This window comes from Rhodospira trueperi, from assembly GCF_900101965.1.
In the GTDB taxonomy this organism is placed as follows: Bacteria; Pseudomonadota; Alphaproteobacteria; order Rhodospirillales; family Rhodospirillaceae; genus Rhodospira; species Rhodospira trueperi.
In genome coordinates this window covers 16656-41728 of the sequence record NZ_FNAP01000019.1, presented here as the reverse complement: position 1 = coordinate 41728, position 25073 = coordinate 16656, and the positions used below count along the sequence as shown (strand labels likewise).

Here is a 25073-nt window from a genome sequence, read left to right as displayed (position 1 = left end):
GGAGGATCAGTCGCGACTGCGACGGGGGCACGGCGCCCAGAACATGGCCCTCGTGCGCCGCTTCGCCTTCAATATCATCCGCGCCGGACGCGGCAAGCGATCCATCAAGACTACCCGCAAGGTCGCAGGCTGGGACCCCGCCGTCATTGCCCAGCTCATTGCAGACCCGGTTCATTAACCTGGACTCGTTGCCGTGGTCGCGATCCGGTCGCAGCCCTTGGCCGACCCCGCCGCCGACGAGGGGGTGGGATGGGGTACGTCTTCGCAGGGATCGTGTGATACGCTGCCCCGCCGGCCTGTCCGTCGCCGGGTACAGCACGGACACACGGGAGAGGGAAATGGGGTCATGCTGACGCATACCGTCAAGAAAGTTGAAATGTTCATCGAAAAGCCGCAGCTCAAGCAGGTGGTCCAACTCATCCAGGAGTGCGGAGCCAAACGCTATACCGTCATCCCAACCCTGGAGGGGCGGGGCCTGGACGGCGCCTGGCAGGACGACATGCCGGTCGACGCCCAGCACATGGTGCAGGTCGTGGTGCTGACCCGCCCGAAGAAGGCGGAGGCCCTGCTGGAGGGATTGGCGCCGATTCTGGAAAGCTGGCCCGGGGTGGTTTGTGTCTCCGACATCCAGGTGATTCGTCTGGAGCGGTTCTGATCGAGGTCTGTGGACCGGGTGTCTGATCCAGCGAAGACCCGCGTCGGTCCCGCTGGGTCTGCTCCGTCCACGCGATGAACCGCCGGATGTCGTCCTCGCGATACCCCAGCAAGCGACCAAGCTGTGCGCAGACCTCGGCGGCCTCGTCGCACCAGGAGTCGAAGTGTTTCGACGCGAGGGCATGGGCCTCGTCGATCCGCCAGGCCTCTTGGGGCGGGGCGTAGTAGAGATGCCGGACGGTGTGACGGCCATCCGGTGTCTCTGCCAGCATGTCTTTCTGGACCAGTCGGCCCGATGACACATGCGGTTCGAACAGCGCGTCCGGCCATTCATAAGGCGACGGAACGATGTCGCAGAACAGGGCCAGCGGCTTCTCGCCGGACAGCATGAAGTCCAGTTCTCGCCCCTCATGCGGGCCGATCACCTGCGGCAAGGCGGGTGTGGAGGTCATTCCGTCATCCCGGGGGACGGCCCCGCCCCTTCAAGAACGAAACTGGCGCCTGTTGTAGGGCGGCTGGCCGAAGGATAGCCGCCGGGATGTCGATGGGCGGCAGGCGTCCTGGGGCCACCTGTTTCATCGATCAGAGTCGGCGACGTCGGCGGCACCTCTTCCGAGAGATCTTGGATGGGTTCGCGCGCGTCGGTCGCCGCTCCGTGGGTTGGGGCGAGGGGCAACACCCCGAACCCCAACGGATCCGGCCAACGGAGTCGAACGATGTTGGGGTTCGCTCCGCTCACCCCAACCTACGAGCCAGTTTGCCGGATTGCGCACGTTTCAATGGGGCTCCGCGTCAGGCCGAATCCAGGGAGTTTGTCGGCAGGGCCGCCTCCATGCCCCTGGATTCCGTGAAGTCCACGGCCAGAAGGGCCTTGAGGTAATTGTGATCGCGCTGCCAGCGGTTGAGAACCTTGCGGCAGACCTCGGCCGTCATGCGGTCGTACAGGGCCATCACGGACTGATGTTCGTCGCGCAGCACCGTCGCCGAGACCGGCCGAGCCTTGCGCGAGAACAGGAAGATCACCGAGAAGTCCTCGCGCGCCAACCCCAGGGCCTTGCAGGCGATGGCCAGCCCCTCGCCGCCCGGCTCGAACAGCATCCGCTGCACCAGAATCTCCCGCATGCGGGCGGCGCGCGCAAACAGGGTGACAAACAGCGACACCTCGCCGTTCTGCAACGCCGAGATCATCAAGTCGGCGTCGTTGCGCCCGGCCGCGCTCAGTTCGTCCGCCAGACGCTCGGCGGCCGTGGTCGCCCCCGTTTCCGAGTCGGCATCCGCTGAGTCGGGTTCGAGCACCGCCTTTTCGATCATCTCATCGACCTCGATCGGGTCCAGATCGAACCGATCCACGATGGTCTTGCGCAGCGCGGCCGAGACCCACAGCACCATGCGCTTGGCCAAATCCTCCGGCAGTTCACGGCGCGACAGGATGGGCTCCCGATATCCGCCGACCCGCCGCGACTGTTCCACCAGATAGCCCAGGGTGGCCCGGGAGATACGCGCGTCCGGGTTCTTCAGCAGTTCCGTGATGACGGTCTCGTTGCCGGTGTTGACCAGTTCGTCCGACACCGCCTCGCTGACCTCGAAGCGCACGGCGACGGCCAGTTGGTGTTCCAGGGTGCGGTTGCGGATGACCTCGATCAGGTCCGCGTCGCGCAGCACCGGGCTTTGGCTGAGCACCGGATAGGCCACGTCGATCTCGTCGTTGGCCAGGAAGGTCAACAGATCGCGCGGGACGTCCGGCCGGCTGGCGAAGCCGGCGGCGATGCGCCGCCGCACCGAGATCTCGATTTCCTTGAGCACACGGCGCAGGATATCCGCCATCAGCGCGAATTCGCGGTCATTGAGGGTGTCGGCGCCCTTGCCGAACAGGCCGGCGATCACCTCCGCCAGGGCATTGCGTGAGGCCACCGTCTTCTGTCGGGCCAGCGCCAGAAGATAGGGGGCGTCGATCGCCTCGGTCTGCGTTTGCTCGTCGTCGGACGGCGCCATTCCGCGCACCTGTTGTGGGTCAGGGGACGAGACAGTGGGAGCGAAAAGGGGTCGCGCCATGCCTCCGAACCATCGACTATGCCAAAAGATATACGCGAAACCATACTGAAATTTTAACGGCGTGTCGAATGAAGTGCTCCATCGCCCCCGTTCGATCACACCAGTGTCACGAACCCGGGATCGGTTGTGTTGAACTGAACCCCGATCACTCCTATTGTCCGTCCGCTGGCAGTTGGCGGCACAACTCTTCCTTGGGCTCAACCATCCATGACCGACCTTTCGCACATCCGCAACTTCGCCATCATCGCGCACATCGACCACGGCAAATCCACGCTGGCGGATCGCATGATCCAGATGTGCGGCGGGCTGGACGACCGCGAGATGAAGGAGCAGGTGCTCGACAGCATGGACATCGAGCGCGAGCGCGGTATCACCATCAAGGCGCAGACGGTTCGCCTGACCTATCAGGCCGGCGACGGAAAGACCTACGCCATCAACCTGATGGACACGCCGGGACACGTGGACTTCTCATACGAAGTCTCGCGCTCGCTGGCCGCGTGCGAGGGTGCGCTGCTGGTGGTGGACGCCTCACAGGGGGTGGAGGCGCAGACCCTCGCCAACGTCTATCTGGCGCTTGAGAACGATCTTGAGATTGTCCCCGTCCTCAACAAAATCGACCTGCCGGCGGCCGAGCCCGACCGCATCAAGGAGCAGATCGAGGACGTGATCGGCATCGACGCTTCGGAGGCGCTGCCCATCTCCGCCAAGACCGGCCAGGGCGTGACCGACGTGCTGGAGGCGCTGGTCAAGCGCCTGCCGCCGCCCCAGGGCGAGGTGGAAAACCCGCCCAAGGCGCTGTTGGTCGATTCCTGGTACGACCCCTATCTGGGCGTCATCACGCTGGTCCGCGTGATCGACGGCACGTTCCGCAAGGGCATGAAGATGCGCATGATGCGCACCGGCGCGGTGCACCCCATCGACAAGGTCGGCATGTTCACGCCCAAGCTGGTCGAGACGGAGACCCTGTCGGCCGGCGAGATGGGCTTCATCATGGCCGGCATCAAGTCGGTGGCCGACACCCAGGTGGGCGATACGCTCACCGACGACCGCCGGCCGTGCGAGACGCCGTTGCCGGGTTTCCGGCCGTCGGTGCCGGTGGTGTGGTGCGGCCTGTTCCCGGTGGACACCTCGGACTTCGAGACCCTGCGCGACAGCCTCGGCAAGCTGCGCCTGAACGATGCCAGCTTCGAATACCAGATGGAGACCTCGGCGGCGCTCGGCTTCGGCTTCCGCTGCGGCTTCCTGGGTCTGCTGCACATGGAGATCATCCAGGAGCGCCTGAGCCGCGAGTTCGACCTCGACCTGATCACCACCGCGCCCAGCGTGGTCTACAAGATGCACCTGACCAACGGGGATTACCTGGAGCTTCACAACCCGGCCGACATGCCGGACCCGGTGACCATCGACTCCATCGAGGAACCGTGGGTCAAGGCCACCATCATCGTCCCGGACGAGTACCTCGGACCGGTTCTGAAGCTGTGTACCGAGCGGCGCGGCGAGCAACTCGATCTGACCTATGCCGGCGCGCGGGCCATGGCGGTCTACAAGCTGCCGCTGAACGAGATCGTGTTCGACTTTTATGATCGGCTGAAGTCGATCTCGCGCGGTTACGCCAGCTTCGACTACGAGATGTCGGAATACACACCGTCGGACCTCGTCAAGGTCTCCATCCTGGTCAACAACGAGCCGGTGGACGCGCTGTCGTTCGTCGCCCACCGCACCCAGTCGGAGTTCCGCGGCCGCCAGATCTGCGAGCGGTTGAAGGACCTGATCCCCCGGCACATGTTCAAGATCCCGCTGCAGGCCGCCATCGGCGGGCGCGTGATCGCGCGCGAGACCATCTCCGCCATGCGCAAGGACGTGACCGCCAAGTGCTACGGCGGCGACGTGACGCGGAAGCGGAAGCTGTTGGAGAAGCAGAAAGAGGGCAAGAAGCGCATGCGCCAGTTCGGCAAGGTGGAGATCCCCCAGTCCGCCTTCATCGAGGCCCTGCGCATGAAGGAGGGGTGAGGGGCGGACGTCCCTGCGCATTTCACCGCGCGCTCTTGCCACGCGCGGCCGGTCATGTACAAGGTGGGACCGATGTTTACCGGCCAATGAGGGGGTCCCGCCATGCCCGAGCTTCGTTCCCGCACCAGCACGCACGGCCGCACCATGGCCGGAGCGCGCGGCCTGTGGCGCGCGACGGGCATGACCGACGATGATTTCGGCAAGCCGATCGTCGCCATTGCCAACTCGTTTACCCAGTTCGTACCGGGTCACGTTCACCTGAAGGACATGGGCCAGATGGTGGCCCGCGAGATCGAGGCCGCCGGGGCCGTCGCCAAGGAATTCAACACCATCGCCGTTGATGACGGCATCGCCATGGGCCATGGCGGCATGCTGTACAGCCTGCCGTCGCGCGAGCTGATCGCCGACTCCGTCGAATACATGGTCAACGCCCACTGCGCCGACGCGCTGGTGTGCATCTCCAACTGCGACAAGATCACCCCGGGTATGCTGATGGCGGCCATGCGCCTGAACATCCCGGTGGTGTTCGTCTCTGGCGGGCCGATGGAGGCCGGCAAGGTGGTGGTGGACGGCCAGGAGCGCGCGGTCGATCTGGTCGACGCCATGGTGCATGCCGCCGACGCCACGGCCAGCGACGAGGCGGTGGCGGCGTACGAGCGCTCCGCCTGCCCGACCTGCGGATCGTGCTCCGGCATGTTCACCGCCAACTCGATGAACTGTCTGGCTGAGGCGCTGGGCCTGGGCCTGCCCGGCAACGGCACCCTGGTGGCCACGCACGCGCGGCGGCGCAACGTGTTCCTGGAGGCCGGCCGGCGCATCGTCGATCTGTGCCGGCGCTGGTACGACGAGGACGACGCCAGCGTGCTGCCGCGCTCCATCGCCTGCCGCGCCGCGTTCGAGAACGCCATGCGCCTGGACATTTCCATGGGCGGGTCCACCAACACCGTCCTGCATCTGCTGGCGGCGGCGCGCGAGGGGGAGATCCCCTTCACCATGGACGACATCGACCGCCTGTCGCGCTCGACGCCGAACCTGTGCAAGGTCGCACCCTCGGTGCCCGACGTGCATGTGGAGGACGTTCACCGCGCCGGCGGCATCATGGCCATCCTGGGCGAGTTGGGCCGGCTGGGCCTGCTCGACACCACCGTGCCGACCGTGCACAGCGCGACCCTGGGTGAGGCGCTGGCGCATTGGGACATCCGCGTCAGCAACGACGCCGAGGTCCGCGACTTCTTCAAGGCCGCGCCGGGCGGCGTGCGCACCGTCGAGGCGTTCTCGCAGAACCGGTCCTATGACGACCTGGACCTCGACCGCAGCAGCGGCGCGATCCGCGAGGGCGCGCACGCGTTTTCCGCCGACGGCGGACTGGCGGTCCTGTACGGCAACGTGGCCGAGCGCGGCTGCATCGTGAAGACCGCCGGGGTGGATGCCTCCATCCTGCGCTTCTCCGGCCCGGCCGTGATCTGTGAAAGCCAGGAGGAGGCGGTGGCCAAAATCCTGGGCGGCGAGGTCAAGGCCGGCGACGTGGTGGTGATCCGCTACGAGGGCCCCAAGGGCGGCCCCGGCATGCAGGAAATGCTGTATCCGACCAGCTATCTGAAATCGATGGGCCTGGGCAAGAGCTGCGCCCTGGTCACCGACGGGCGTTTTTCCGGCGGCACGTCGGGGCTGTCCATCGGTCACGCCTCGCCCGAGGCGGCGGCCGGCGGCGGGCTGGCCCTGGTGGAGCCGGGTGACATCATCGACATCGACATTCCGGGGCGGACCATCGGCGCGCGCGTCGAAGAGGCCGAATGGGCGCGGCGCCGCGCGGCCATGGAGTCGAAGGGAAGCGCCGCATGGCGCCCGGCGGCACGGACGCGCGCGGTCTCGCCGGCGCTGCGGGCCTACGCGGCCCTAACCACCAGCGCCGATATGGGCGCGGTGCGCGATGTGACGCAAGTGGAGCCGTGAACCGGCGCAAGGCCGAAACCTTTAGGGGCGGAACACTCAGCCATGGCTTATGTGAATTGGGGCAAGGACCTCGAAACCGGAATCGACCTCATCGACCGAGACCACAGGGTTCTGGTGGACCTGCTGAATCAGGCCTACGACTGTATCGGGGCGGAGGAGGAGGCCTCCACCCTGGGGAGCGTTCTGAACACCCTCGTCGATTACACGCAGTACCATTTCGCGCGCGAGGAAAGGCTGATGCAGGCCGCCGGCTTCCCGGAACTGGCCCTGCACCGCGAGATGCACCAGAAACTGTCCCAGCGCGCCCGCGAGAGTCGCAGCGAGTATCTCCGTAATCCCGGTTCGGTGAACGCCCGCGAGGTCATGGAGTTCCTGCGCTCCTGGTTGATCGATCACATCCTGAAGCAGGACTTCCGCTACCGCTCGGCCGTCATCGAACATCCCGAGGCGATGCGCGAGGCCGCCGCCATTTCCTTTGACGCCGTGCCCGACTCCATGGCGCCGCCGGCCAACCAGGATCAGGCCCCTGGGCCGGCGCCGTTGGATTTCTCCTCCATGTCGGTGCTGGTCTTGGATGACAACCAGAACTTCCAGGTCATTCTGCGCACCATCCTGAAGGGGCTGGGCTGCCCTTCCATCACCCTGGTGGACGACGCCCATCAGGGCCTTGCGGCCCTGGCGGAGGCGGTCCCGACGCTGATCCTGGTGGACTGGCGCATGGACGGCATGGACGGGCTGGAGTTCGTGCGCGAGGCGCGCGGACGCGGGGTGACCACGCCCATCGTGATGATCAGCGGGTACGGCGAACCGGGATTCAGTGAGATGGCGAAGGCCGCCGGCGTCGATGCCTTCCTTGAGAAGCCCATCACCGCGCTCAAACTGGTCCAGACAGCAGCGCGGGCGTTGGCGGAACGCTAGTACACTGATCCAGACAAAAGATGCAGCCTGCATTCTTTTGTCTGGATCGAAAGTGCACGAGAAACAATGTTTTGTGCAGCGACGTCTGCATTCTAGGGGAATCCCTTGAATGCGTCGCTGCACTAGAGTGCAATCCAAACGATTTGACTCGGCTGGGTTTCCCCTGGCGGCGCGGATGTGATTCAAGAGTCCTGCGGGGGGGAAGGAGGCCAGCAGGCATGGCGGGATCGCTTTCCGAGGATGGCCGCGTCCGGGTTATCCGTGCCGTTGAAGACGGAGCATCACGACGCCAGACGGCGGCCCGGTTTGGGGTCAGCGTCTCCAGCGCGACCCGATGGGCCCGTGCATGACGGGTGTCCGGCCGGCGGCCAGCACCCTGTGGCGGTTGTTCGCGCGTCACGGCCTGACACTGAAGAAAAGACGGCGCGCGCAGCCGAACAGGGGCGCGAGGACGTAATGGGCCGGCACCTCGCCTGGTTCGAGGCGCACCCCGATCTGGACACGGCCCGCCGCCACGGCCGGTCCCCGCGCGGAGAGCGGTGCCGGGCGGCGGTCCCGCATGGTCACTGGAAAACCACCACCCTGGTCGCGGCGCTCCGGCTGGAGAGCATGACGGCGCCGAAGCCCTCGACGCCGTATCCCCTGCCGAATGCGCCAACGACTTCGTCAAGGCCGGGTATGATCCAGAGTGAACGGAAAGCGCCCTAAAGGCGAGACTGATGCCAGAGACAATGCCGACAGCAACCAGCATGCTTCGGATCAGTTCCTCGAGAGAGAATATGGCTGCCGTTTTTCCTGTTTTTTAGGCTCTCTCACGAAACAACAGGTGCACTGGGGTTTTTCGCCGCGCGAAACTCAGAAAAAAGCTCGGCAATTCAATACCCTTTGCACCGAGTTCCTCTGGTCCACGCTGTACGCCGAACCCGCGTTCAGAACAGTTCGATCGCCGGCGGATCCTCCACGGTGGTGTCCGAGAGGGCTGTCCCGCCATGATGCGCCGCCCGTTCCGCCTCCATGACGTAGGAATGGAACATCGTATCCAGAACCGTGTGCAGCCGGGGGGCGTAGGCGCGCCCGCGATCCGGGCGGTCCAGGGCCGTCGCGATGTCGCCCAGCAGACCTTCAACCGCGACCACGCCCTTGCCGACGTTCTCGAGCTGCTGGCGGGTGATGTCCTGGAACTGGATGGATCCGATCAGGTTGACCACGCTGGGCGCGAGACGCTCGCCTTTTTGCTGGGCCGTCAGCAGGGTTTCCCGTTGGTGGGCGATCAGGTCCTCCAGGGTCGCGGTCAGGTCCGTAATGCCCTCGCTGAGGGTATCCAGCATCGCCTGTTCGGTCGCGATCCGATCAAACACGATGTCGCGGAACGACGCATCCAACTGGGATTCCAGCGTGCGCAGGCCCTCGGAGATGGCCTTGGCCAAATCCGCCGAGCGATGGGCGAGCTCGCGGACTTCGGATGCGATGACATTGAACCCCGCACCGCGTTCACCGGCCCGCGTGGCCTCGATGGCCGCATTGATCGACAGCATGCGGGTTGACTGAGCAATGCCCCGGATGCCCTCGAGATGCGTGTCCAGGCTGGACACCTCGGACCTGATCTCCTCGACGCGGCGCTCCGCCATGTGATTGAGCTCGCTCTCCTTGTCCTGGAAACGGGCAATGTCGTCGCGGTTGGCGGCGGCTTGTTGCTCTGTCTTGCGCAGAACGTCCTCAACGGAATGGGTCGCATCGGTGTTCTGCAGGTGAGCCAGCAGATCGTTGACCTCCGTCTCAATGGCGCGAAGATCCGCAAGGATGTCCATCGCGGCGGTATCGGTGTTGCCGTTGATCCGGTCGATATGCGTCGAGATGATACGGCGGAATTCCTCGAAGCCCGTCAGGTCGGTAATGATCCCACGCGGAGGATCCTGGGTCTCAACCGGCGGACGGACGGCGTCCACGGGAGAAGGGCCCGCATTCCCGACACGAGGCGCGATCCCCCCGGCAGCGCTCCCGGTTGTCAGGCTCTCTGCCGGATCACCGGCCCGCTCCTGGTGTCGCGCGGCCATCCATACCGCGCCCGCGATCAGGGCTGTCGCCGGCAGGGACAGCCAAGCCATCCAGGATGACGCGGCGAGGACCGCCAGAACCTGCAACACCAGACCGGCCACGGCGGCCAGGATCGCGCCGACGGAAACCCGGAGGCCGGCTCCGCCGTTGAGGGCATCGCGAGTCGTCATGCCCCGGGCACCACTTTTCGCACCACGGCCATCAGGTCATCGGGCTTGACCGGCTTGACCAGCCAACCGGTCGCGCCGGCGGCGCGGGCCTCATCCCGTTTGGCCTGTTGCGATTCGGTCGTCAGCATCAGCACCGGCGTGAAGCGGTATGCAGGCAGCTTCCGGATCTCCTTGATCAGCGCCAGGCCGTCCATGACCGGCATGTTGAGGTCGGTGATGATCAGATCAGCCTTGAACCCGTTTAGCTTCCCAAGCGCGTCCTTGCCATCCTTGGCGGTTTCGGCCTTCAGGCCGTTGCGGGTCAGGATATCCGAAACACTGGCCCGGATCGTGTCGGAGTCATCGACCAGGAGAACCGATTTCATGAACAGCATCCTTCTTTATGGCGGGCGCCCAGGACCAGGCGGCGTCAAGTTCCTCGGCCAGCAGGTGATAGTCCAGACCACCCCGGCTGCGGCGGTTGAACACCTGGATCGGTTGTCCGGCACCGAACGCCTCGGCCAGTTTGATGTCCGTTCGAATACCGCGCAGCATCCGCGTTCGTCCGAACTGCCGCTCCAGATCCTGCATCACGGTCCTATGCATGCGCAAACGCGGGTCATGCATGACCGGCAGGATGGCGAAGCGGGTCAGGTCCGGGTTGTGGCGGGTGGCCACCGTATAGAAGAGCTGGCTGAGCTGGCGGATGCCCTCGGCGGCGAGGAAGTCCGGGGGCGACGGGACCAGAATGCCGGTCGCCGCCACGAAGGCGATGAGCAGCGCGGCACCACTGGTTGGCGGCGTGTCGATCACCACGCGGTCAAAGCGAGGCGCGTCCGCCTGTTCCAGGCAGCGTCGGAGGAGGAACGGATCGACGGCGCCCGCGATCTGGCCATCGAAGCCGGGGTCGGCCGGACAGACCGTCAGCCCCTCCACCTCCGTCCGCGAACACAGGGTTTCCAGGGGCACAGCGGGGTCTCGAAACAGATGATGCACCGTCGCCGCCGGGTTGGCCGCACCGTCCACGCCCAGCCCCAGGCCGGTGTGCCCCTGAGAATCCAGGTCGATCACCAACGTGCGCCATCCTTGCCGCGCCCACTCAACGGACAGATTGACGGTCGTGGTGGTCTTGCCGGTCCCCCCTTTCCGGTTTGCCACGGCGACGATGGCTTTGTCCGAGGCCGTCATAACGCGCCCGCGCTCTTCAGCCATGTCGTCAGGTCCGGATCGGTTGGTTCCTTCTGGATCGTTGCCCCGGTGCGCAGGATCACCTGGAGCACAGCCGCGTGAAGATGCTCGCAGTCGGCAAGGTTCAGCTTGCCCTTCGGCGTGGCTTGCAGCCATTCCAGAAGCGGTTCCGCCTCCTGCACCGTGACAGTGCCGGAAAGGTTGGCCACGGTCTTTTTCAGGTCTAGGGCCATTTCAGGATTTCCCGCAGGTTGAGCACGAGGAGGACCCGTCCATCCCCCAGCAGCGCCGTGCCAGAGTAGTGACCGAAGCGGGCCATGATCCCTTCCATGGGCTTGAGGATGACCTCGACGTTCTCCTCGAAGTCATCGACCACCAAGCCCGTGTGACCTGACCCGTCGTTGACCACCAGAACGGCCTCTTCCAGGACGCCGCCGCTATCCCACACGTCGATGACCGTTTCGATGCCAAGCAGGGAGCGCAAGCGCCGCAAGGGCACCACCCGTCCCCGCAGAACGGTGGCTTCGCGGTCCTTGATGTGGTGGATATCGGAGCGGCGGATCCGCACGGTTTCGACCACATAATCCATGGGAATGCCGAACGGCTGATCGGCCAGCGTGGTCATCATCACGCGGCTGATGGCCATGGCGAGCGGCAGGCTGAGACGGACCCGGGTCCCCTGACCAAGCGTGCTGGACACCTTGATGGTCCCCCCGGCCCGTTCCAGCGCCACCCGGACCACATCCATGCCCACGCCCCGCCCGGACAGGTCCGAGACCTTCTCGGCGGTGGAGAAGCCAGGGGCGAAGATGAGATTGAGGGCGTCGGTCTCCGACAGGTCGGCGGCCGCCTCGGCGGTGATGACGCCCTTCTCGATGGCCTTGGCCTTCAGCTTGTCCGCGTCGATGCCGCGACCGTCGTCGTTGACCTCGATCACCACGCGGTCTTCTTCCTGATAGGCGCGCAGTTCAATGGTGCCTTCCTCGGACTTCCCCGCCGCAACGCGTTCGTCGGCCGGTTCCAGGCCGTGGTCGATGCTGTTGCGGATCAGGTGGATCAGGGGGTCCGACAGGTCCTCGATCACGTTCTTGTCGGCTTCGGTATCCTCGCCCTCGACCACCAGGCGGATCTTCTTGTCCAGCTTGCGGGCGTAGTCGCGCACCAAGCGCGGGAAGGCGCCGAACACGGCCGAGACGGGCACCATGCGCACTTGCATGACGGCGCCCTGGAGGTCCTCGACGATGCGGTTGAGGGTCTGGTGCTGTCCCTTGATTTCGCGCGCCAGATCGCGCACGCCGAACTCGACGTCCGCCCGGCGGGCCAGGAACGGCAGCGCGTTCTTGGCCACCACCAATTCGCCGGCGAGATCCATCAAACTGTCGATGCGCTCCTGGTCGACCTTGATTTCCCGCAGTTTCGGCTTCGTGCTACGACCGCGCCGGTCGGCGGTTGACGGCGCCTCGGCCGGCTTGCGGGCGGTCGGCGCCCCCCCGGATGGAACGTTGGCGGGGGCGACGCTGGCGGTCTCAGCGTCCGGTTCGAGCACGCCGAGATCCATCAGCATGTCCCGCGCCACCTCGGCCAGCAGGACCGCATCCTCCTCGCGTCGCGCCTGGTGAACAATCGCTGTCAGCTTTTCCACCGCCTCCATGTTGTCCAGGGCGGTCAGGACCCGCACGAGGGTCTCCTTACGGGACGGCAACTGGGCTAGGCGCTGGTCCGGCGGCATGGGCATCGCCAGCGCCTCCAACTGAGCCATCAGGATATCGGCGGCGGCGGCGGTGGTCGGATCCAGCGCCGGAGCCGGGCGCGGTTCCCCTGGTGGACCGGCCGGCGTGTCGGTGGACGGGTGCATCGGCGCGGGACCGGTCTCGCCCCCCTCGTCGCGCCCGGTGGCGATGGCCATCACCAGACGGTTCACCAGGGCGGGATCGATGGGCCCGCTGTTCAGAACCAGGTCGAGCCAGTCCAGGGCCTGGCCCTCGAACCCGTCCGTTCCGCCGGCGACACTGCGCATCGTCGCCACGGCCGCTCGCAGCCCGTCCCAGTCGGCGGCCTTCACGAGGCCCCTCGCATCCTCCGAGAAGGGCTCGAACACCTTGGCGCCGGCCACCGGCCCGTCCAGGGTCACCAACTCCGCCCGGGCCACCGGGAGCAGGCGCACGTCGTTGATGACATAGGCGAAATGCCGGTCGTAGGCATCGAGCGACGCGGTGCCAAGGCCGCGCATGCGGAGATTGCAGGCAAACGGGTCGAATGCCGCGAGATCATCGTCCCAGGGTTTCGCCGGCTCGACGCCGCGCCACACCAGATCGGGCGCGGTCCGCGCCGTCAACAGCGGGTCGTCACCGACGAAGAAGCACTGCGGATCCGGGACGTATTCGAACGCGATCAGCGCGGCGTCGGGCGCGCTCAGCGCGATATACATGTCGCGGCGGACGCCATGATCAACCAGCCGAAGCCAGTCGCAGTGATCGGCCGACGCGACTGGCGCGGGTGTATCGGCCGCCGCCGCCTCCGGGCTGTCGGCGCGCAATCCGCGCAGGGTGTTCGCGAGCGCGGCGCCGACCCGGCCGGCGTCGTCCGGCAACGCGCCGGTGTCGCCAAGGGCATCCAGCCACTCCCCCACCAGATCCACAGTGTCGAACAGCGGATCCGCGAGATTGGCGGAAAACGAGAGCTTACCCCCCCGGCAGTCATCCAGCAGATCCTCGCCGGCATGAACGGCGCGGGTCAGCGGGTCCAGTCCCTCGACCACGCCCGACGACCCCTTGAGGGTATGCATGCAGCGGAACAGGCTGTTGAGAACCTCCTGGTCGTCCGGTGCCTTTTCCAGCGCCAGCAGATCGGCCGAGGCTTGCTCCAGCAGCCCCCGCGCTTCGCTGATGAATCGGGTCAGAAGCGAGGTCATGCGGCCCTCCGTCCCAACATGACAGCGACGCGGCTTCGAAACACGTCGGGATCCACCGGTTTGACGAGGAAGAGATTGGCTCCGTTCTCCAGTGCCTGGGTCTTGTCGCGAAGTTCGGATTCCGTGGTGATCATGATCGCCGGCACGTCCCGGATGCGGTCATTCTGGCGCGCCATGAACAGGAATCGGATCCCATCCATGGTGGGCATGTTGACGTCTACAAGCCACAGGTCAAAGGGCTGGCGGAGGGCCTTTTCCAGACCCTCCACACCGTTCACCGCCTCGTCCACCTCAAGGTCCATGCCTTCCAGTAGGTGTCGGTGGAAGGCGCGCACCGTCGCGGCATCGTCAATGATCAGGACCCGGGGTTTCGCCATGATCGTCTCCTCCAGGCCGCCTCAGGACAGCGGACGTTGATAGGCAAGGGAATCGGCGAACGTCCGCACCGTGAAAACGGACGAAACCCGGCTCATGGACTCGGAATGCCCCAGAAACAGAAACCCCCCAGGGCGCAGCGCAGAGAAAATATTCTCGACAGCCCTTTTTTGTGACAGGGTGTCAAAATAAATCAACATGTTGCGGCAGAAGACGATATCAAAATTTGACAGTGTAGGAGGTATAAATTTGTCGCATATATTACAGAGCACGAAGTCCACGGCATCCCGAATGTCCTGCTTAATTTCAAGCGTTTCGCCGTCCTTCGGGGTGAAATAGCGATTCAGGATGGACGCCGGCAGGTTCTGCACCGCGCGTGGCCCGTAGAGTCCCCGGCGCGCCTGCAGCAGGGCCGTTTCGTTGATGTCGGCACCGACCAACTCCACGTCTATCTCCCTGAGTTTCGGCCAGCGCTCCAGCAGATAGAGCGCGATGGAATAGATCTCTTCGCCCGTCGAACAGGGCATGGACCAGATGCGCAGGGGACCATGACCCCTGCGATTGACAAGGCACTCCCCAAGTACGTCCTGGACCATGCAATCAAACTGAAAGGCCTCCCGGTAGAAATAGGTTTCATTCACGGTCATGATGTCGACGAGGCGCTGGAACTCGTGCTGACCGACTTCGAACTTCACGAAGGTGAGGTAGGATCGGAACGTCGTACTCCCCGTTTCGTGCATCCTTTGCGCGACGCGCCGGTCTACGAAATAGCGTTTGTTCTCTCCGAACTGGATTCCCGTTTTCCGATAAAAGAACTCCTGGAACCGCTCAAAGTCCACGTCCGAAAGGTGGATGTCTGCAGTAGGCCGGGCATCATGATCCATCAGGCTCGGACCTCCCTTCGATCAGGCGGCGCACCTGGGCAACAGCGGCCGCGACGAAGGGCTGGTCGGGAAACCGGTCCACCAATCGATCAAGGTCCTCCACCATGTCCGGCGTGCCCGTTTCGGCGAGGGCTTCCACCGCCGCCATGCAGACGTTGACATGCGTGTCCGTGCGCAGGAGGGCGCGCAACCATGCGTGGGTGTCGGGATGGGCGAAGTCTTGCAGCAGGTTGGCCGTCAAGATGCGGACGTTGGGGTCGGGATCGGACATCAGAGCCGGCACGAACGCGGCGGTCTCGTCCGGCACCTGTTGAAGCGCCGAGACCGTCTGCACCCGAACCGAAGCATTCTTTGACCGCATCAGGGAAATCAGCGCCTCGACCGTGTCCCGTCGGGCGGCGGAGTCACCGTCCGAGCCCGTCGCGGCGTCCACAAGGGCCGTCATGGCCAACTCGATCACGGCGAGGTTGTCCTCGTCTTCGAGACGGCGACACAGCACCGCCGGGTCCCCCCCGAAATCGACAAACGCCCTGGCCGCGCGGCGCCGCGCGTTGGAGTCCGAATCGCCCAGGTGCTCGCGGGCCTGATCGACGGTGCCGATGCTCTCGGGCGCCTCCGCGCCGGGCGCTTGGCCGCTGTCCGTTCGGCTGAGGGGCATGCGATCTCCTCCAGTCAGGCCGGCGGTCAGAATGACGCCCGGGTCATGCACCAGTCCCGCACACGGCGGGCGATGCGAGGATTGGGCAGGACTTCGGTGGCGCCGCCCTGAGCGACCAGTTCGGCGGGCATACCGTAGACGATGGCCGTTTCCTCGGACTCGGCGATGGTTCGGCCGCCCCGGCCTTTCAGGTCGGTCATGGCCCGCGCGCCGTCGTCGCCCATGCCCGTCAGCAGAACGCCGACCATGTTGGCGGGATCGACATGCTCAAGGGCCGTATCCACCATGCGATCAACGCTGGGGTGCCATGGTACTGATGCGTCAGGCGGCATCGACAGGACCGTTAGGCGACCGGCGCGACGGGTCAGGACGACGTCGCTGCCGCCGCGTCCGATGTAGACGGTGCCGGGTTCCACCGCGCGCGGCCGATCAACCTCGATGACGGTCAGGTCGCAGACGTCGTTCATGCGCCGGGCGTAGGTGTTGGTGAACTGCGGCGGCATGTGCTGGGCGACGACGATGGGCCACGGCAGATCCAGAGGCAACGAGCGGATGATGTCCTCGACCACCGACGGGCCACCGGTCGATGACCCGATCAGGATCAATCCCTCGGCCCGTTGGCGGGCAACGGTCGGGGCCGGTCGCGTCGCCGGGGCGGATCGACGACGAGTCAGGGTCGTGGCCGTGCGGCGCATCAACGCGGACGGCGCCCGGTTTCTGGCCGGACGTGAGCGCATGGCGGCGTGGATCTTGGCGATCAACTCCCGTTCCATGACCTGGGCATTCAGCGACACCGTGCCGTCTGGCTTCGGGATGTAGTCCACGGCACCCATCTCCAAGGCTTCGAAGGTCGCCAGCGCGCCCTTTTCGGTCAGGGACGACACCATCACCACGGGACGCGGGAAGCGCGTCATGATGTGGCTGAGGCAGGTCAGCCCGTCCATGACCGGCATGTTGATGTCCAGGGTCACGACGTCGGGGTCGAACTTCTCGATCTCTTCCAGACCGTCCGCTCCATTGCGGGCGGTCTGGACTTCGGCATCCGGGATTTTGCCTAGGATCTTCCGGAGTTCCCGCCGCATCAGGGCAGAGTCTTCAATCACCAGGACTTTCATGGGCTCAACCGGTTCTAGCTGGTGCGTCCACCCGCATCGTCCTCAACAGGCGTTTTGCGGACCGGGTCGGCTGGCGGGGTCTGCTGCCCACCCGGATCGGCCGGAGCTGCCGTGGGTGACGCCTGGGTTGGAAGGACCACCGGCGCGGGTGGCGGCGCGGGCGGTGGCGTCTTGTCAAGCTGATGGAGGTGTTCGATCTCCCCCTTGTCCAGCAGGCAACGCGGGTCGATCAGCAGGATCATGCGGCCCTGCTTTTTCAGGTTGGCGACCGACCCCATCATGCGGGCCTGCTCGGCCGACATTCTTGGCGCCTCCTCGATCTCCGATCCTTGCAGCCGCAACACTTCAGACACGGAGTCGACCACGAACCCGGTCTGTGCCCCTCCCAGATTGAGAACCATGATCCGTTGTCGGTCATCACGGTCGGCCCGGCGATCCATACCCAGGCGAACCCGCAGATCGACCACCGGCAACACGGCGCCGCGCAGGTTGACCATGCCGTCGATGAAGGCGGCCGTCTTGGGGACCTTGCTGAACTGATCGGGCAGGCGAATGATCTCCTGCACCGAGTTGATCTCGACGCCGTATTCTTCCTCGGCCAACCGGAAGACGACCAACTGGATGTCGTCCTGCGTTGCCCCCGCGGCTTGGTCGGCCGCGTCGTCGGCTTCGATCACCGCCGTGTCTCCCGTCTGCGTCTGCGTCTGCGTCTGAGCCAGTCCCTGCTGCACGGCCGGGTGATGAAACATGGCCTCGACCGACAGGATGGAGACCAACCGCTTTCCCTCATCCAGACGGCAGACCGCCTCGAACTCCCCGTCCGTGCCACCCTGGAAGAGAAGCGGCGGCACCTCATCCAAATCGGCCTGTCGGACACGCAGAACCTCGCGCACCTTGTCGACGATCATTCCCACGGTCTGGGTCGCCGACAATCGAACGACCACGATACGGGTATCCTCGCCGAGTTCGGTATCCGCCAGCCCGAACATACGCCGCAGGCCGAGCAGGGGCAGCAGTCGCTGACGGAGATTGATCAGGCCGAACACGTCCTGATCCGCGTTCGGGACCTGGCTGATGCTGTCGGGCACCCGCACGATCTCCTCGACCCGGGCAATCGGGAAGGCGTACTCCTGGCCGTCCACCAGGAAGCTGACCAGTTGCCGGGTGCTGTCGTCGGCGGCGTCCTCGTCGCCGCGATCCTCGGCCTTGCGGGCCGAACCGGTGTCGTTCGCGGCCTCGGACGAGGCCGCGATGGCGCCGAACTCACCGTCCAGAACCTTGGACGCATCCAGCAGCAGCACAAGGTCCCATCCCTGCTGGTTCTTGACGGCGCCGGCCAGGACATCGGTGTCAAGCGTGGTCTTGATGTTGGTCGCGTCCTCGACATCCGTCCGATCGACATTCATCACGCTGGCGACGCGATCCACGACAAGACCGACCGGACGGCCATGGTCGATGACCAAGACCCGGCTGGCGTCGGTGGCCTCTTTTTCGGTCAGGCCCAACAGGCCGCGCAGGCTGAGCACGGGGATGACGGATCCGCGCAGGTTGGCGAGCCCCATGAGACTGCGGCTTGTCAGGGGAACGGCCACCGTCTCCGGCACGCGAATGATTTCCTGGACCGTTTGCATCGGAAACGCGAAGCATTCCGCGTCAATCGTGAAGTTCACGTACTGTCCGCGTTCGCCATCGTCCGTCCGTTCAGACGCAACGTCGATGGCTTCGGCAGCCTGGGTCATGATCGCCTCCACATCCAAGCCTCAACGAAACATCGCCCCATGCCTTGGGCGGGGTTCCGGGCGGCGGTCATGAATTGCTCTGGAGTTCGTCGGCGATGGAGGCGATCTCCTCGATCGCGGCGGCCAACTCGTCGGCGCCCTGGGACTGCTGTTTGGCGGCGGTGCTGGCCTGCTCCGAGCTCTTGAGCGCCTGTTCGGCGGCGGCGGCGATCTGCTCCGACCCCTTCAGGGCCTGTTCGACGGCCGTGGCGATTTCGGCGGAGGCCTTCTGGATCTCCTGGTTGCCGCGCATCACCGTCTCGGCATCCTGGCCGATGGTCACCAGGGCGTTAGTGGTGGCCTTGGCCTTCTCCACCTCCTGCAGGGAATCATCGGTAATGGACTGAAGGTCGGTGCGCACGGTCTGGATCTGGATCTGGATGGCCTTGACCATGTCCTTGATCTGTTCGGCGTTCTCCATGGCTTCGTTGGCTAGGTTCTCGATATCGGTGGAGACCACCGCGAAGCCCTTGCCGAACTCGCCGGCCCGGGCAGCCTCGACCGCGCCGGTGACGGCCAGCATGCTGGTCTGGATGGCGACGTTGGAGATGCTGTCCACCACCTTGTCGATGCGCTGGCTGATCTCCTCCATCTCCCTCATGGTGGCGAGGTTCTTGCGCCCGTCCTCCAGCGCCTCGTTGATCGTATTGATCATGCCATCGACGCTGGCCTTGTTCTCGGACAACGCGGCGATGACGCGCTGGCCGATGTCGGTGGCCTGCTGGGCACGATCATTGGTCTGGACAGCGGAATCGCGCACACGGGTCAGTACGCGCGACGACTGCTCCGACGCGCTTGCCGCCTGCGACGCGCCGTTATTGATCTGGCCCAGGGCCGTCTGGATCATCGAGGCCGACTTGCTCATTTCCTCCACGGTCGAGGACAATTCCTCGGCGCTGCTGGCGACGTCCTCGGCGCTCTTGGTGATGTTGGACGAATTCTTCAGGTCCTCGGCCAGGGCCTCCAGCGCCTCCGCCGCCTGAACGCAGGCATCCAGGGCCTGGGTCTGTTCCTCCAGGGCCTTCAGGGACTCCTCGCAGGCCGCCGACTGTTCTTCGGCGGCCGAGGCGATCGTCTCAGAGCCCTTCTGCGCTTCCATGGACGCTTCGGCTGAATCGGACGCCACCGCGCTGATGGCGTCGGCACCCTCCTTGAGGGTCTCCATCTCCGCGCGGACCGTGGACAGTTGGCCGATGACCTCCTGCCCCTTTTCCGCCTCCTTCGCCGCGATGTCGGCCGAGCGGGTGATGCCCTCCGTGACGGTCTTCACATTCTCCTGAATGCGGCCGATCTGGTCCTGGATGTTGCCAGCGTTCTTTTCCGAGTTCTCGGCCAGGGTCCGCACCGCATCGGCGACCACGGCGAAGCCCTTGCCGTGCTGGCCGGCCCGGGCCGCCTCGATGGCCGCGTTCAGGGCCAGCAGGCTGGTCTGATCGGCGATGCGAATCACCGAACTGACGGCCTCGTTCACTTCCTGAGCGCGGGTTTCCAACTGGGCAATGATCTTGACGGACTGATTCTGACGGTCGCTGGCCGCGCTGACATTATCAACCATGGCCCCGACTTCGTCCGCGACCGATCCGATCAGGTCCTGTAGCTGGACGGTCTTGGTCCGGGCGGACTCAGAGGTGCGGCCCTGCTCGTCCAGGCTGGCCGAGATCTGGGTGACGGCGCTCAGGCTTTCCTGGGCGGCGCTGCTGGCCTCCTCCGCGCCGGAAGCGATCTGCTCCATGCTGGCGCGCAGTTCCGTGGCGGCGCCGGATTGTTCGTTCAGACCGGCGAGCAGCTCTGTTGAGGCGGACGCGATCTTCTCGGCCGCCTGCTGTTGGCGGGCGAGGGTCCGGGCCTGGCGGCGCTTGGCGTCGGCGTCCTTATTGGCCCGCGCTTGATCGCGCCCGGCTAAGGCGTTTGAAGCGTTTGGTGCGATCTGTGCCAAGGAGTCCCGGGGGGCATGGTCTGTGTCCGCCCCAGAAGCCTGTTTCCGCAACGCCATAACCGCTTCTCCTTATGAACGAAGAAAAAGGGCAAGGCTGAGCATTTTCGATCCGCACAGGTCACACAGTCCACAGACCATGCCTCCTCGCAGGCATGGCGTTCCGTGGCACTTCGCATGAAGGATCGAAAACGACAGGATGCCCCGGATGCCCGCGAACATGATGGCGGTTTTGGGTCTTGGAGTCATTAAATATCGGTCGTCGCATGGCAGCCATTCAATGCCGCAAGAGCCGGAAAAAGGAACAATTGGAGCGGACCCGCACCAATTGTTCTGCATGACAGTTTGGCACACCTTCCCCGATTGCGGCGTTGTTCGCTACCGGGCTGCGCCACGCCGTGATCTGGTTCGGGTGGACGTTGAACTGCTGCGCCAATTCGGCCAGCGTCTTCTCGCCTTTGATCGCCGCAAGGGCCACTTTCGCGTTGAAAGGCGGCGCGTCACGGCCCCGCTCTGCGGGGCCGCTTGGTCAAAGGGGCCGGCGCGGTCGTCTCTCCTCCTGTCTCGGCATCTACGCCGGTCTCAGGCAGACGATCCACGGATCGCCCTGTCCATATGTCCCCGGCGGCCAGTTCTCTTTGGTCGTCCGCATCACATCTTTGTCGATTTGTGAAGCCGCCGATCAACGAACGACTTGAACGTTCGGGCTTCGCTATCGGTCATGTCCAAGCGGATGTGAGTGGCCTGGGCGGTGGTGGCGACGATGATCCCGTTCAGGCGGCCGACGTCGGGAATATCCATAAGGAAAGTTTGGCCGCGTTCGCCGGAGATGGAGCGATCCAGGGTGCCCACCCCGCTGAGAGCGGCATCCTGCAGCAAGCCGGCCTGAAGGGTGCCGGTTCCCATATCCACGGTCACCGCGATGTTGACGGTATGCAGGGCGTTGGCCTCGCGGTCTTCGGCGCTGCCGGCGCGGATGATCCGTTCCAGTGATCGTTGCATCGCCTGGACCCGTTCGAGGACGTCTCCGGCGGCTTGCTGCACCGCCCCGGCGTGCTGCCCGGTGTCAACGGCGTTGGAGGTGACCGCCGCGATGTTGTCGGAGGCATTCTGGGTGCTTTCCGCAGCATGCTGGGCGTTCTCGCTGATTTCGCCGGTGGCCGCCGTCTGTTCCTCCACCGCCGAGGACACCGTGACGGTGATCTCGTTGATCTCGCCAATGACGGCGACGATGCCCTTGATGGCGTCCACCGCATCCCGGGTGGCGGCCTGCATGTCGCCGATCTGGGTGGCGATGTCCTCGGTAGCCTTGGCGGTCTGGTTGGCCAGCGTCTTGACCTCGTTGGCGACCACGGCAAAGCCCTTGCCCGCGTCGCCGGCCCGCGCCGCCTCAATGGTGGCGTTGAGCGCCAACAGGTTCGTTTGCTTGGCGATGTCGCTGATCAGGTTGACCACTTCGCCGATCTTGTTGGCGACATCGGCCAGGCCTTCGATATGGGCGTTGGTGCCCTCGGCTTGCTGCGAGGCCCGGTTGGCGATCTGCGTGGCGCCGACGACCTGACGGCTAATTTCACTGATGGACGCGGCCATTTCCTCAGCGGCCGCGGCCACGGCGTCGACACTGGAGGAGGAGGCTTGCGATGCCGCTGAGGCCGCTTCCGCGCCCATCTCGGTATGCTTGACGGCCTGGGCCATATCGTTGGCGACCTTCTGCATCGTGGTGGATTGCCGATGCACGATATCGATGGCGCTGTGCACTTCTTGTTCGAGCGCGTTGGTCAGGGCGAACATTTCGGTTTGCACGCGGCGAGCGTTGCGGCGATGCGCAGCCTCCTGCTCGGATTGCATGCCCTCGATTTTCTTGCTGTTTTCCCTGAAAACCTCGACTGCGGCGGCCATAGCGCCGATCTCGTCCTTACGATGGGTGTCGGGCACGGTCACCGTCAGATCGCCGGAGGCCAAGCGTTTCATGATGTCTGTGATGGAGACGATCGGTGTGCTGATCCGAAGGGCAAAGAACCAGGACAGTGCAACCGATACGGCGGCCACGATCAACGCCAGCACGATCAGGGTCCAGGTGATTTCATTGACCGCAGCCAGCGCCGTGGCGCGCGGAATGTTGGTGACCACGGCCCAGGTCGAGTCTGTCTCTCCCAGGGAAACCGGCAGGACCACCCGCAACAAGGGCGTTCCATCCAATGCCGTGGCATTTTCGTTTTCAAAAGGCTGTGCGTGCGTAATTGTGGCCAGCGCGTCATCGCCGTATCCGGCGTCGGCGGCATTTTTCCCCAGCATGGCCGGATTGCGGTCGGCGACGATTGTGCCCTGGTCGGTGATCAGCGTGACCCACCCGGTTTCCATGGGACGCAACGTAGAAAGTTGTTTTTGTAGAGCGCCCAAGGAAATATCGACGCCAGCGACGCCGACAACGGCACCTTTATGACGGATTGGCAGAGCAAGGGAGGTGATAAGCGTGTCTTCCCCGGCAATAGGATAGAAATAGGGCTCAAGGACGACTTCGCGATTATCATCACGTGGACGGAGATAGTAATCGCCGACACCGGGTGTTTCGTAATCCAACAAAACCGTGCGGTCGATGCGACCTGCGTCACGATACCAATAGGACATGTACCGTCCACTGGCATCATGACCTTCGGTTCCGGCGAAGGCGGCGTCCTGTCCATCCAACGCATTGGGTTCCCAGCCGCTCCAGACACCCAGCAGGTCGGGGTGTCCCGTCAACAGGTCACGCATCAAGGCGTCATATAGGGCCCGCTCCGTTTGGTTGGCGGCGCGTAACGTTTCTTGTGCCATCGCGTTGCCGCGCGCCACGGTCAAGGCTTCTCCCAAGATGTGATCTATGGTGGTCACACCTGTTTCTGCGGACTGGCGCGACACCTCAAGGGCATTGTCGTGCAAAGCGGCGCGGGTGAACACCAAGGCTGTCCCGGACGCCAAGGTCAGCGACGCCAGGACCATTCCCACCGTGATCAAACTCATGCGCATCTTTAGGCTGAAACGCACCATCATCGCCCCCTGTTTTGCCTGCCGGACAGACATCGCATTGACCTGAAGTGAAAAATTGCAACCCTTTGTTGCCTTTGCCTAATTTTTACTATTAGATTCAATCATTTTCCCAGTTTTCCGCGAGCGGAAATTGTATTGTATATTAGATTGACCTTTAATTTGGCGCAAGCCGATTTGGCGTTGACCAGGACGAAAATCGGTAATCTCTCGGGGGGCGGGGGCAGGCGCGCCGCCATGAGCAGCCTTCGCTCGCAGCCGGTCACGGCCCCGCTCCCGGAGCCGGGCCGGCAGGCGTCGAGATGCCAGGCCAGAAACTCGAGAGCAGCGGCATGGATGAGCAGGGGCGGCGCCGAGTCGTCGTTCATAAGCCGGGCAAGACGCACCGCGGCGTCACGGGCGCGACCGCCGCCGGTCCCTGGAACACAGAATTCCTGACGGAATGCATCCCCCGGGCGGTCCGCGACCCGTGGCGTCCCGGTCGTTATGCGACGGGGGGCATCGACATGCTGGTGTGATCGGCGCTAGCCGAGGCTCGCGATCCAGTTGGTGATGCGATCTTCCGTCTTGCCCGGTTGCTGATCCTGGTCGAGAGCGAGGCCGACGAACCGACCGTCGCGCTCGGCGAAGGACGCGGTGAAATCGTAGCCGCCGGTGTCGGTGAAGCCGATCACGGTGGCGCCGCGTTCGACGACCGTGTCGTAGAGGATGCCCATGGCGTCAACAAAGGTGTCGGGATAGGTGAACTGGTCACCGGTGCCGAACAGCGCCACCCGCTTGCCCGCCAGGTTGGCCTCTTCCAGCAGGTGATAGTGGTCGTCCCAATCGGACTGAAGATCGCCCAACCCGTATGTCGGACAGCCGAGAATCAACAGACTCGCGGTTTCGAAATCCGCGACGGAGGCCGTCTTGATGTCGACGGAGCGGCCCTGAAGGCGCGCGGCGATGCGGTTGGCGACGGCTTGTGTGGCCCCGGCGTCGGAGCCGTAAATCACTGTGACGGTCATCGGTTGGACCTCGCCTCGGGTTGGGACGGACGGAACGGGTGCGGCCCTTTGCGGTCCGCGTTCCACCCAGGCGTTAACGCAAATGCGACGCATCTGCAAATGAGCCCCATCAATCCGATGCGTGTGACGCTCGAATTTTCTGCAAGAGACACAAGCACGAATGTCGGATATTGACCCATCTTTGGACTGGGTTTTGACACGTACCAGATATCCGCCAAATGATTGACTGACTTTTTTGCCAGTTATGTTCTTATACCTTTCTTTACCCAACTCGCACGTTGGGTCTCTTAATTTCGCTTTTTGTCGTGATTGTTCTCACAATCAACATATTTGGTCCAAATTCTGATTGCACATGCGAATGCGGCGCATTATCGCTCGTCACTCTACAGCGCAACGAGGCCCCCTTCCG

General features: G+C 64.5%; 18 protein-coding genes and 1 pseudogene. 5 read left to right on the top strand and 14 right to left on the bottom strand.

Annotation, left to right across the window (positions count from 1 at the left end; all coding sequences use genetic code 11):
* Window positions 1–346 precede the first annotated feature (346 nt).
* Window positions 347–655: a P-II family nitrogen regulator gene (locus BLS85_RS17070; RefSeq protein WP_092787949.1), complete on the top strand. Its 309-nt coding sequence runs from the start codon at window positions 347–349 to the stop codon at window positions 653–655.
* Window positions 656–1446: 791 nt separating this feature from the next.
* On the opposite strand, the gene BLS85_RS17065 is transcribed toward BLS85_RS17070, so the two are convergent.
* A complete protein-coding gene (locus BLS85_RS17065) occupies window positions 1447–2646 on the bottom strand; it encodes a DUF2336 domain-containing protein (RefSeq protein ID WP_092787948.1) in 1200 nt (399 codons plus the stop codon).
* Between the two features lie 267 nt (window positions 2647–2913).
* Between BLS85_RS17065 and lepA the strand changes: the two genes are divergently transcribed.
* The 4 genes and pseudogenes from lepA to BLS85_RS19515 all read left to right on the top strand — a co-directional run.
* Window positions 2914–4716: a translation elongation factor 4 gene (gene lepA / locus BLS85_RS17060; protein ID WP_092787947.1), complete on the top strand. Its 1803-nt coding sequence runs from the start codon at window positions 2914–2916 to the stop codon at window positions 4714–4716.
* 102 nt (window positions 4717–4818) lie between these two features.
* Complete coding sequence (ilvD, locus tag BLS85_RS17055) at window positions 4819–6669, top strand: dihydroxy-acid dehydratase (RefSeq protein ID WP_092787946.1); 1851 nt, start codon at window positions 4819–4821, stop codon at window positions 6667–6669.
* 42 nt (window positions 6670–6711) lie between these two features.
* Window positions 6712–7587 (top strand): bacteriohemerythrin, encoded by an 876-nt coding sequence (locus BLS85_RS17050; protein ID WP_092787945.1) that lies wholly within the window; start codon window positions 6712–6714, stop codon window positions 7585–7587.
* Window positions 7588–7805: 218 nt separating this feature from the next.
* Window positions 7806–8205 (top strand): annotated as a pseudogene (locus tag BLS85_RS19515) (helix-turn-helix domain-containing protein); the annotation flags it as partial.
* Between the two features lie 311 nt (window positions 8206–8516).
* On the opposite strand, the gene BLS85_RS17040 reads toward BLS85_RS19515, so the two are convergent.
* From BLS85_RS17040 to fldA, 13 genes are all read right to left on the bottom strand, one after another.
* On the bottom strand, window positions 8517–9812 hold the full coding sequence (locus tag BLS85_RS17040) for a methyl-accepting chemotaxis protein (protein WP_092787943.1): 1296 nt from the start codon (window positions 9810–9812) through the stop codon (window positions 8517–8519).
* Complete coding sequence (locus BLS85_RS17035) at window positions 9809–10177, bottom strand: response regulator (protein WP_092787942.1); 369 nt, start codon at window positions 10175–10177, stop codon at window positions 9809–9811. Before BLS85_RS17035 ends, BLS85_RS17040 begins: the two co-directional genes overlap by 4 nt.
* A complete protein-coding gene (locus tag BLS85_RS17030; RefSeq protein WP_245699276.1) occupies window positions 10152–11003 on the bottom strand; it encodes a ParA family protein in 852 nt (283 codons plus the stop codon). The genes BLS85_RS17035 and BLS85_RS17030 overlap by 26 nt, the downstream gene beginning before the upstream one ends.
* The gene (locus BLS85_RS17025) at window positions 10976–11212 is read right to left on the bottom strand and encodes a hypothetical protein (RefSeq protein WP_092787940.1); all 237 of its coding nucleotides are present in this window, start codon (window positions 11210–11212) and stop codon (window positions 10976–10978) included. The genes BLS85_RS17030 and BLS85_RS17025 overlap by 28 nt, the downstream gene beginning before the upstream one ends.
* Window positions 11203–13890: a chemotaxis protein CheA gene (locus tag BLS85_RS17020; protein ID WP_092787939.1), complete on the bottom strand. Its 2688-nt coding sequence runs from the start codon at window positions 13888–13890 to the stop codon at window positions 11203–11205. The genes BLS85_RS17025 and BLS85_RS17020 overlap by 10 nt, the downstream gene beginning before the upstream one ends.
* A complete protein-coding gene (locus BLS85_RS17015) occupies window positions 13887–14267 on the bottom strand; it encodes a response regulator (RefSeq protein WP_092787938.1) in 381 nt (126 codons plus the stop codon). The genes BLS85_RS17020 and BLS85_RS17015 overlap by 4 nt, the downstream gene beginning before the upstream one ends.
* A 21-nt stretch (window positions 14268–14288) precedes the next feature.
* On the bottom strand, window positions 14289–15149 hold the full coding sequence (locus tag BLS85_RS17010) for a CheR family methyltransferase (protein ID WP_092787937.1): 861 nt from the start codon (window positions 15147–15149) through the stop codon (window positions 14289–14291).
* On the bottom strand, window positions 15139–15807 hold the full coding sequence (locus BLS85_RS17005) for a HEAT repeat domain-containing protein (RefSeq protein WP_092787936.1): 669 nt from the start codon (window positions 15805–15807) through the stop codon (window positions 15139–15141). The genes BLS85_RS17010 and BLS85_RS17005 overlap by 11 nt, the downstream gene beginning before the upstream one ends.
* Before the next feature lie 26 nt (window positions 15808–15833).
* Window positions 15834–16922, bottom strand: coding sequence for a chemotaxis-specific protein-glutamate methyltransferase CheB (cheB, locus tag BLS85_RS17000; RefSeq protein ID WP_092787935.1), 1089 nt, complete (start codon window positions 16920–16922; stop codon window positions 15834–15836).
* 14 nt (window positions 16923–16936) lie between these two features.
* The gene (locus BLS85_RS16995; RefSeq protein ID WP_143027238.1) at window positions 16937–18661 is read right to left on the bottom strand and encodes a chemotaxis protein CheW; all 1725 of its coding nucleotides are present in this window, start codon (window positions 18659–18661) and stop codon (window positions 16937–16939) included.
* 67 nt (window positions 18662–18728) lie between these two features.
* Entirely contained in the window at window positions 18729–20693 is a 1965-nt protein-coding gene (locus tag BLS85_RS16990; protein ID WP_092787933.1) for a methyl-accepting chemotaxis protein, read from the bottom strand.
* Between the two features lie 591 nt (window positions 20694–21284).
* Entirely contained in the window at window positions 21285–23693 is a 2409-nt protein-coding gene (locus BLS85_RS16980) for a methyl-accepting chemotaxis protein (RefSeq protein ID WP_092787931.1), read from the bottom strand.
* Window positions 23694–24181: 488 nt separating this feature from the next.
* Entirely contained in the window at window positions 24182–24664 is a 483-nt protein-coding gene (gene fldA, locus BLS85_RS16970; RefSeq protein ID WP_092787929.1) for a flavodoxin FldA, read from the bottom strand.
* Between the last annotated feature and the right edge of the window lie 409 nt (window positions 24665–25073).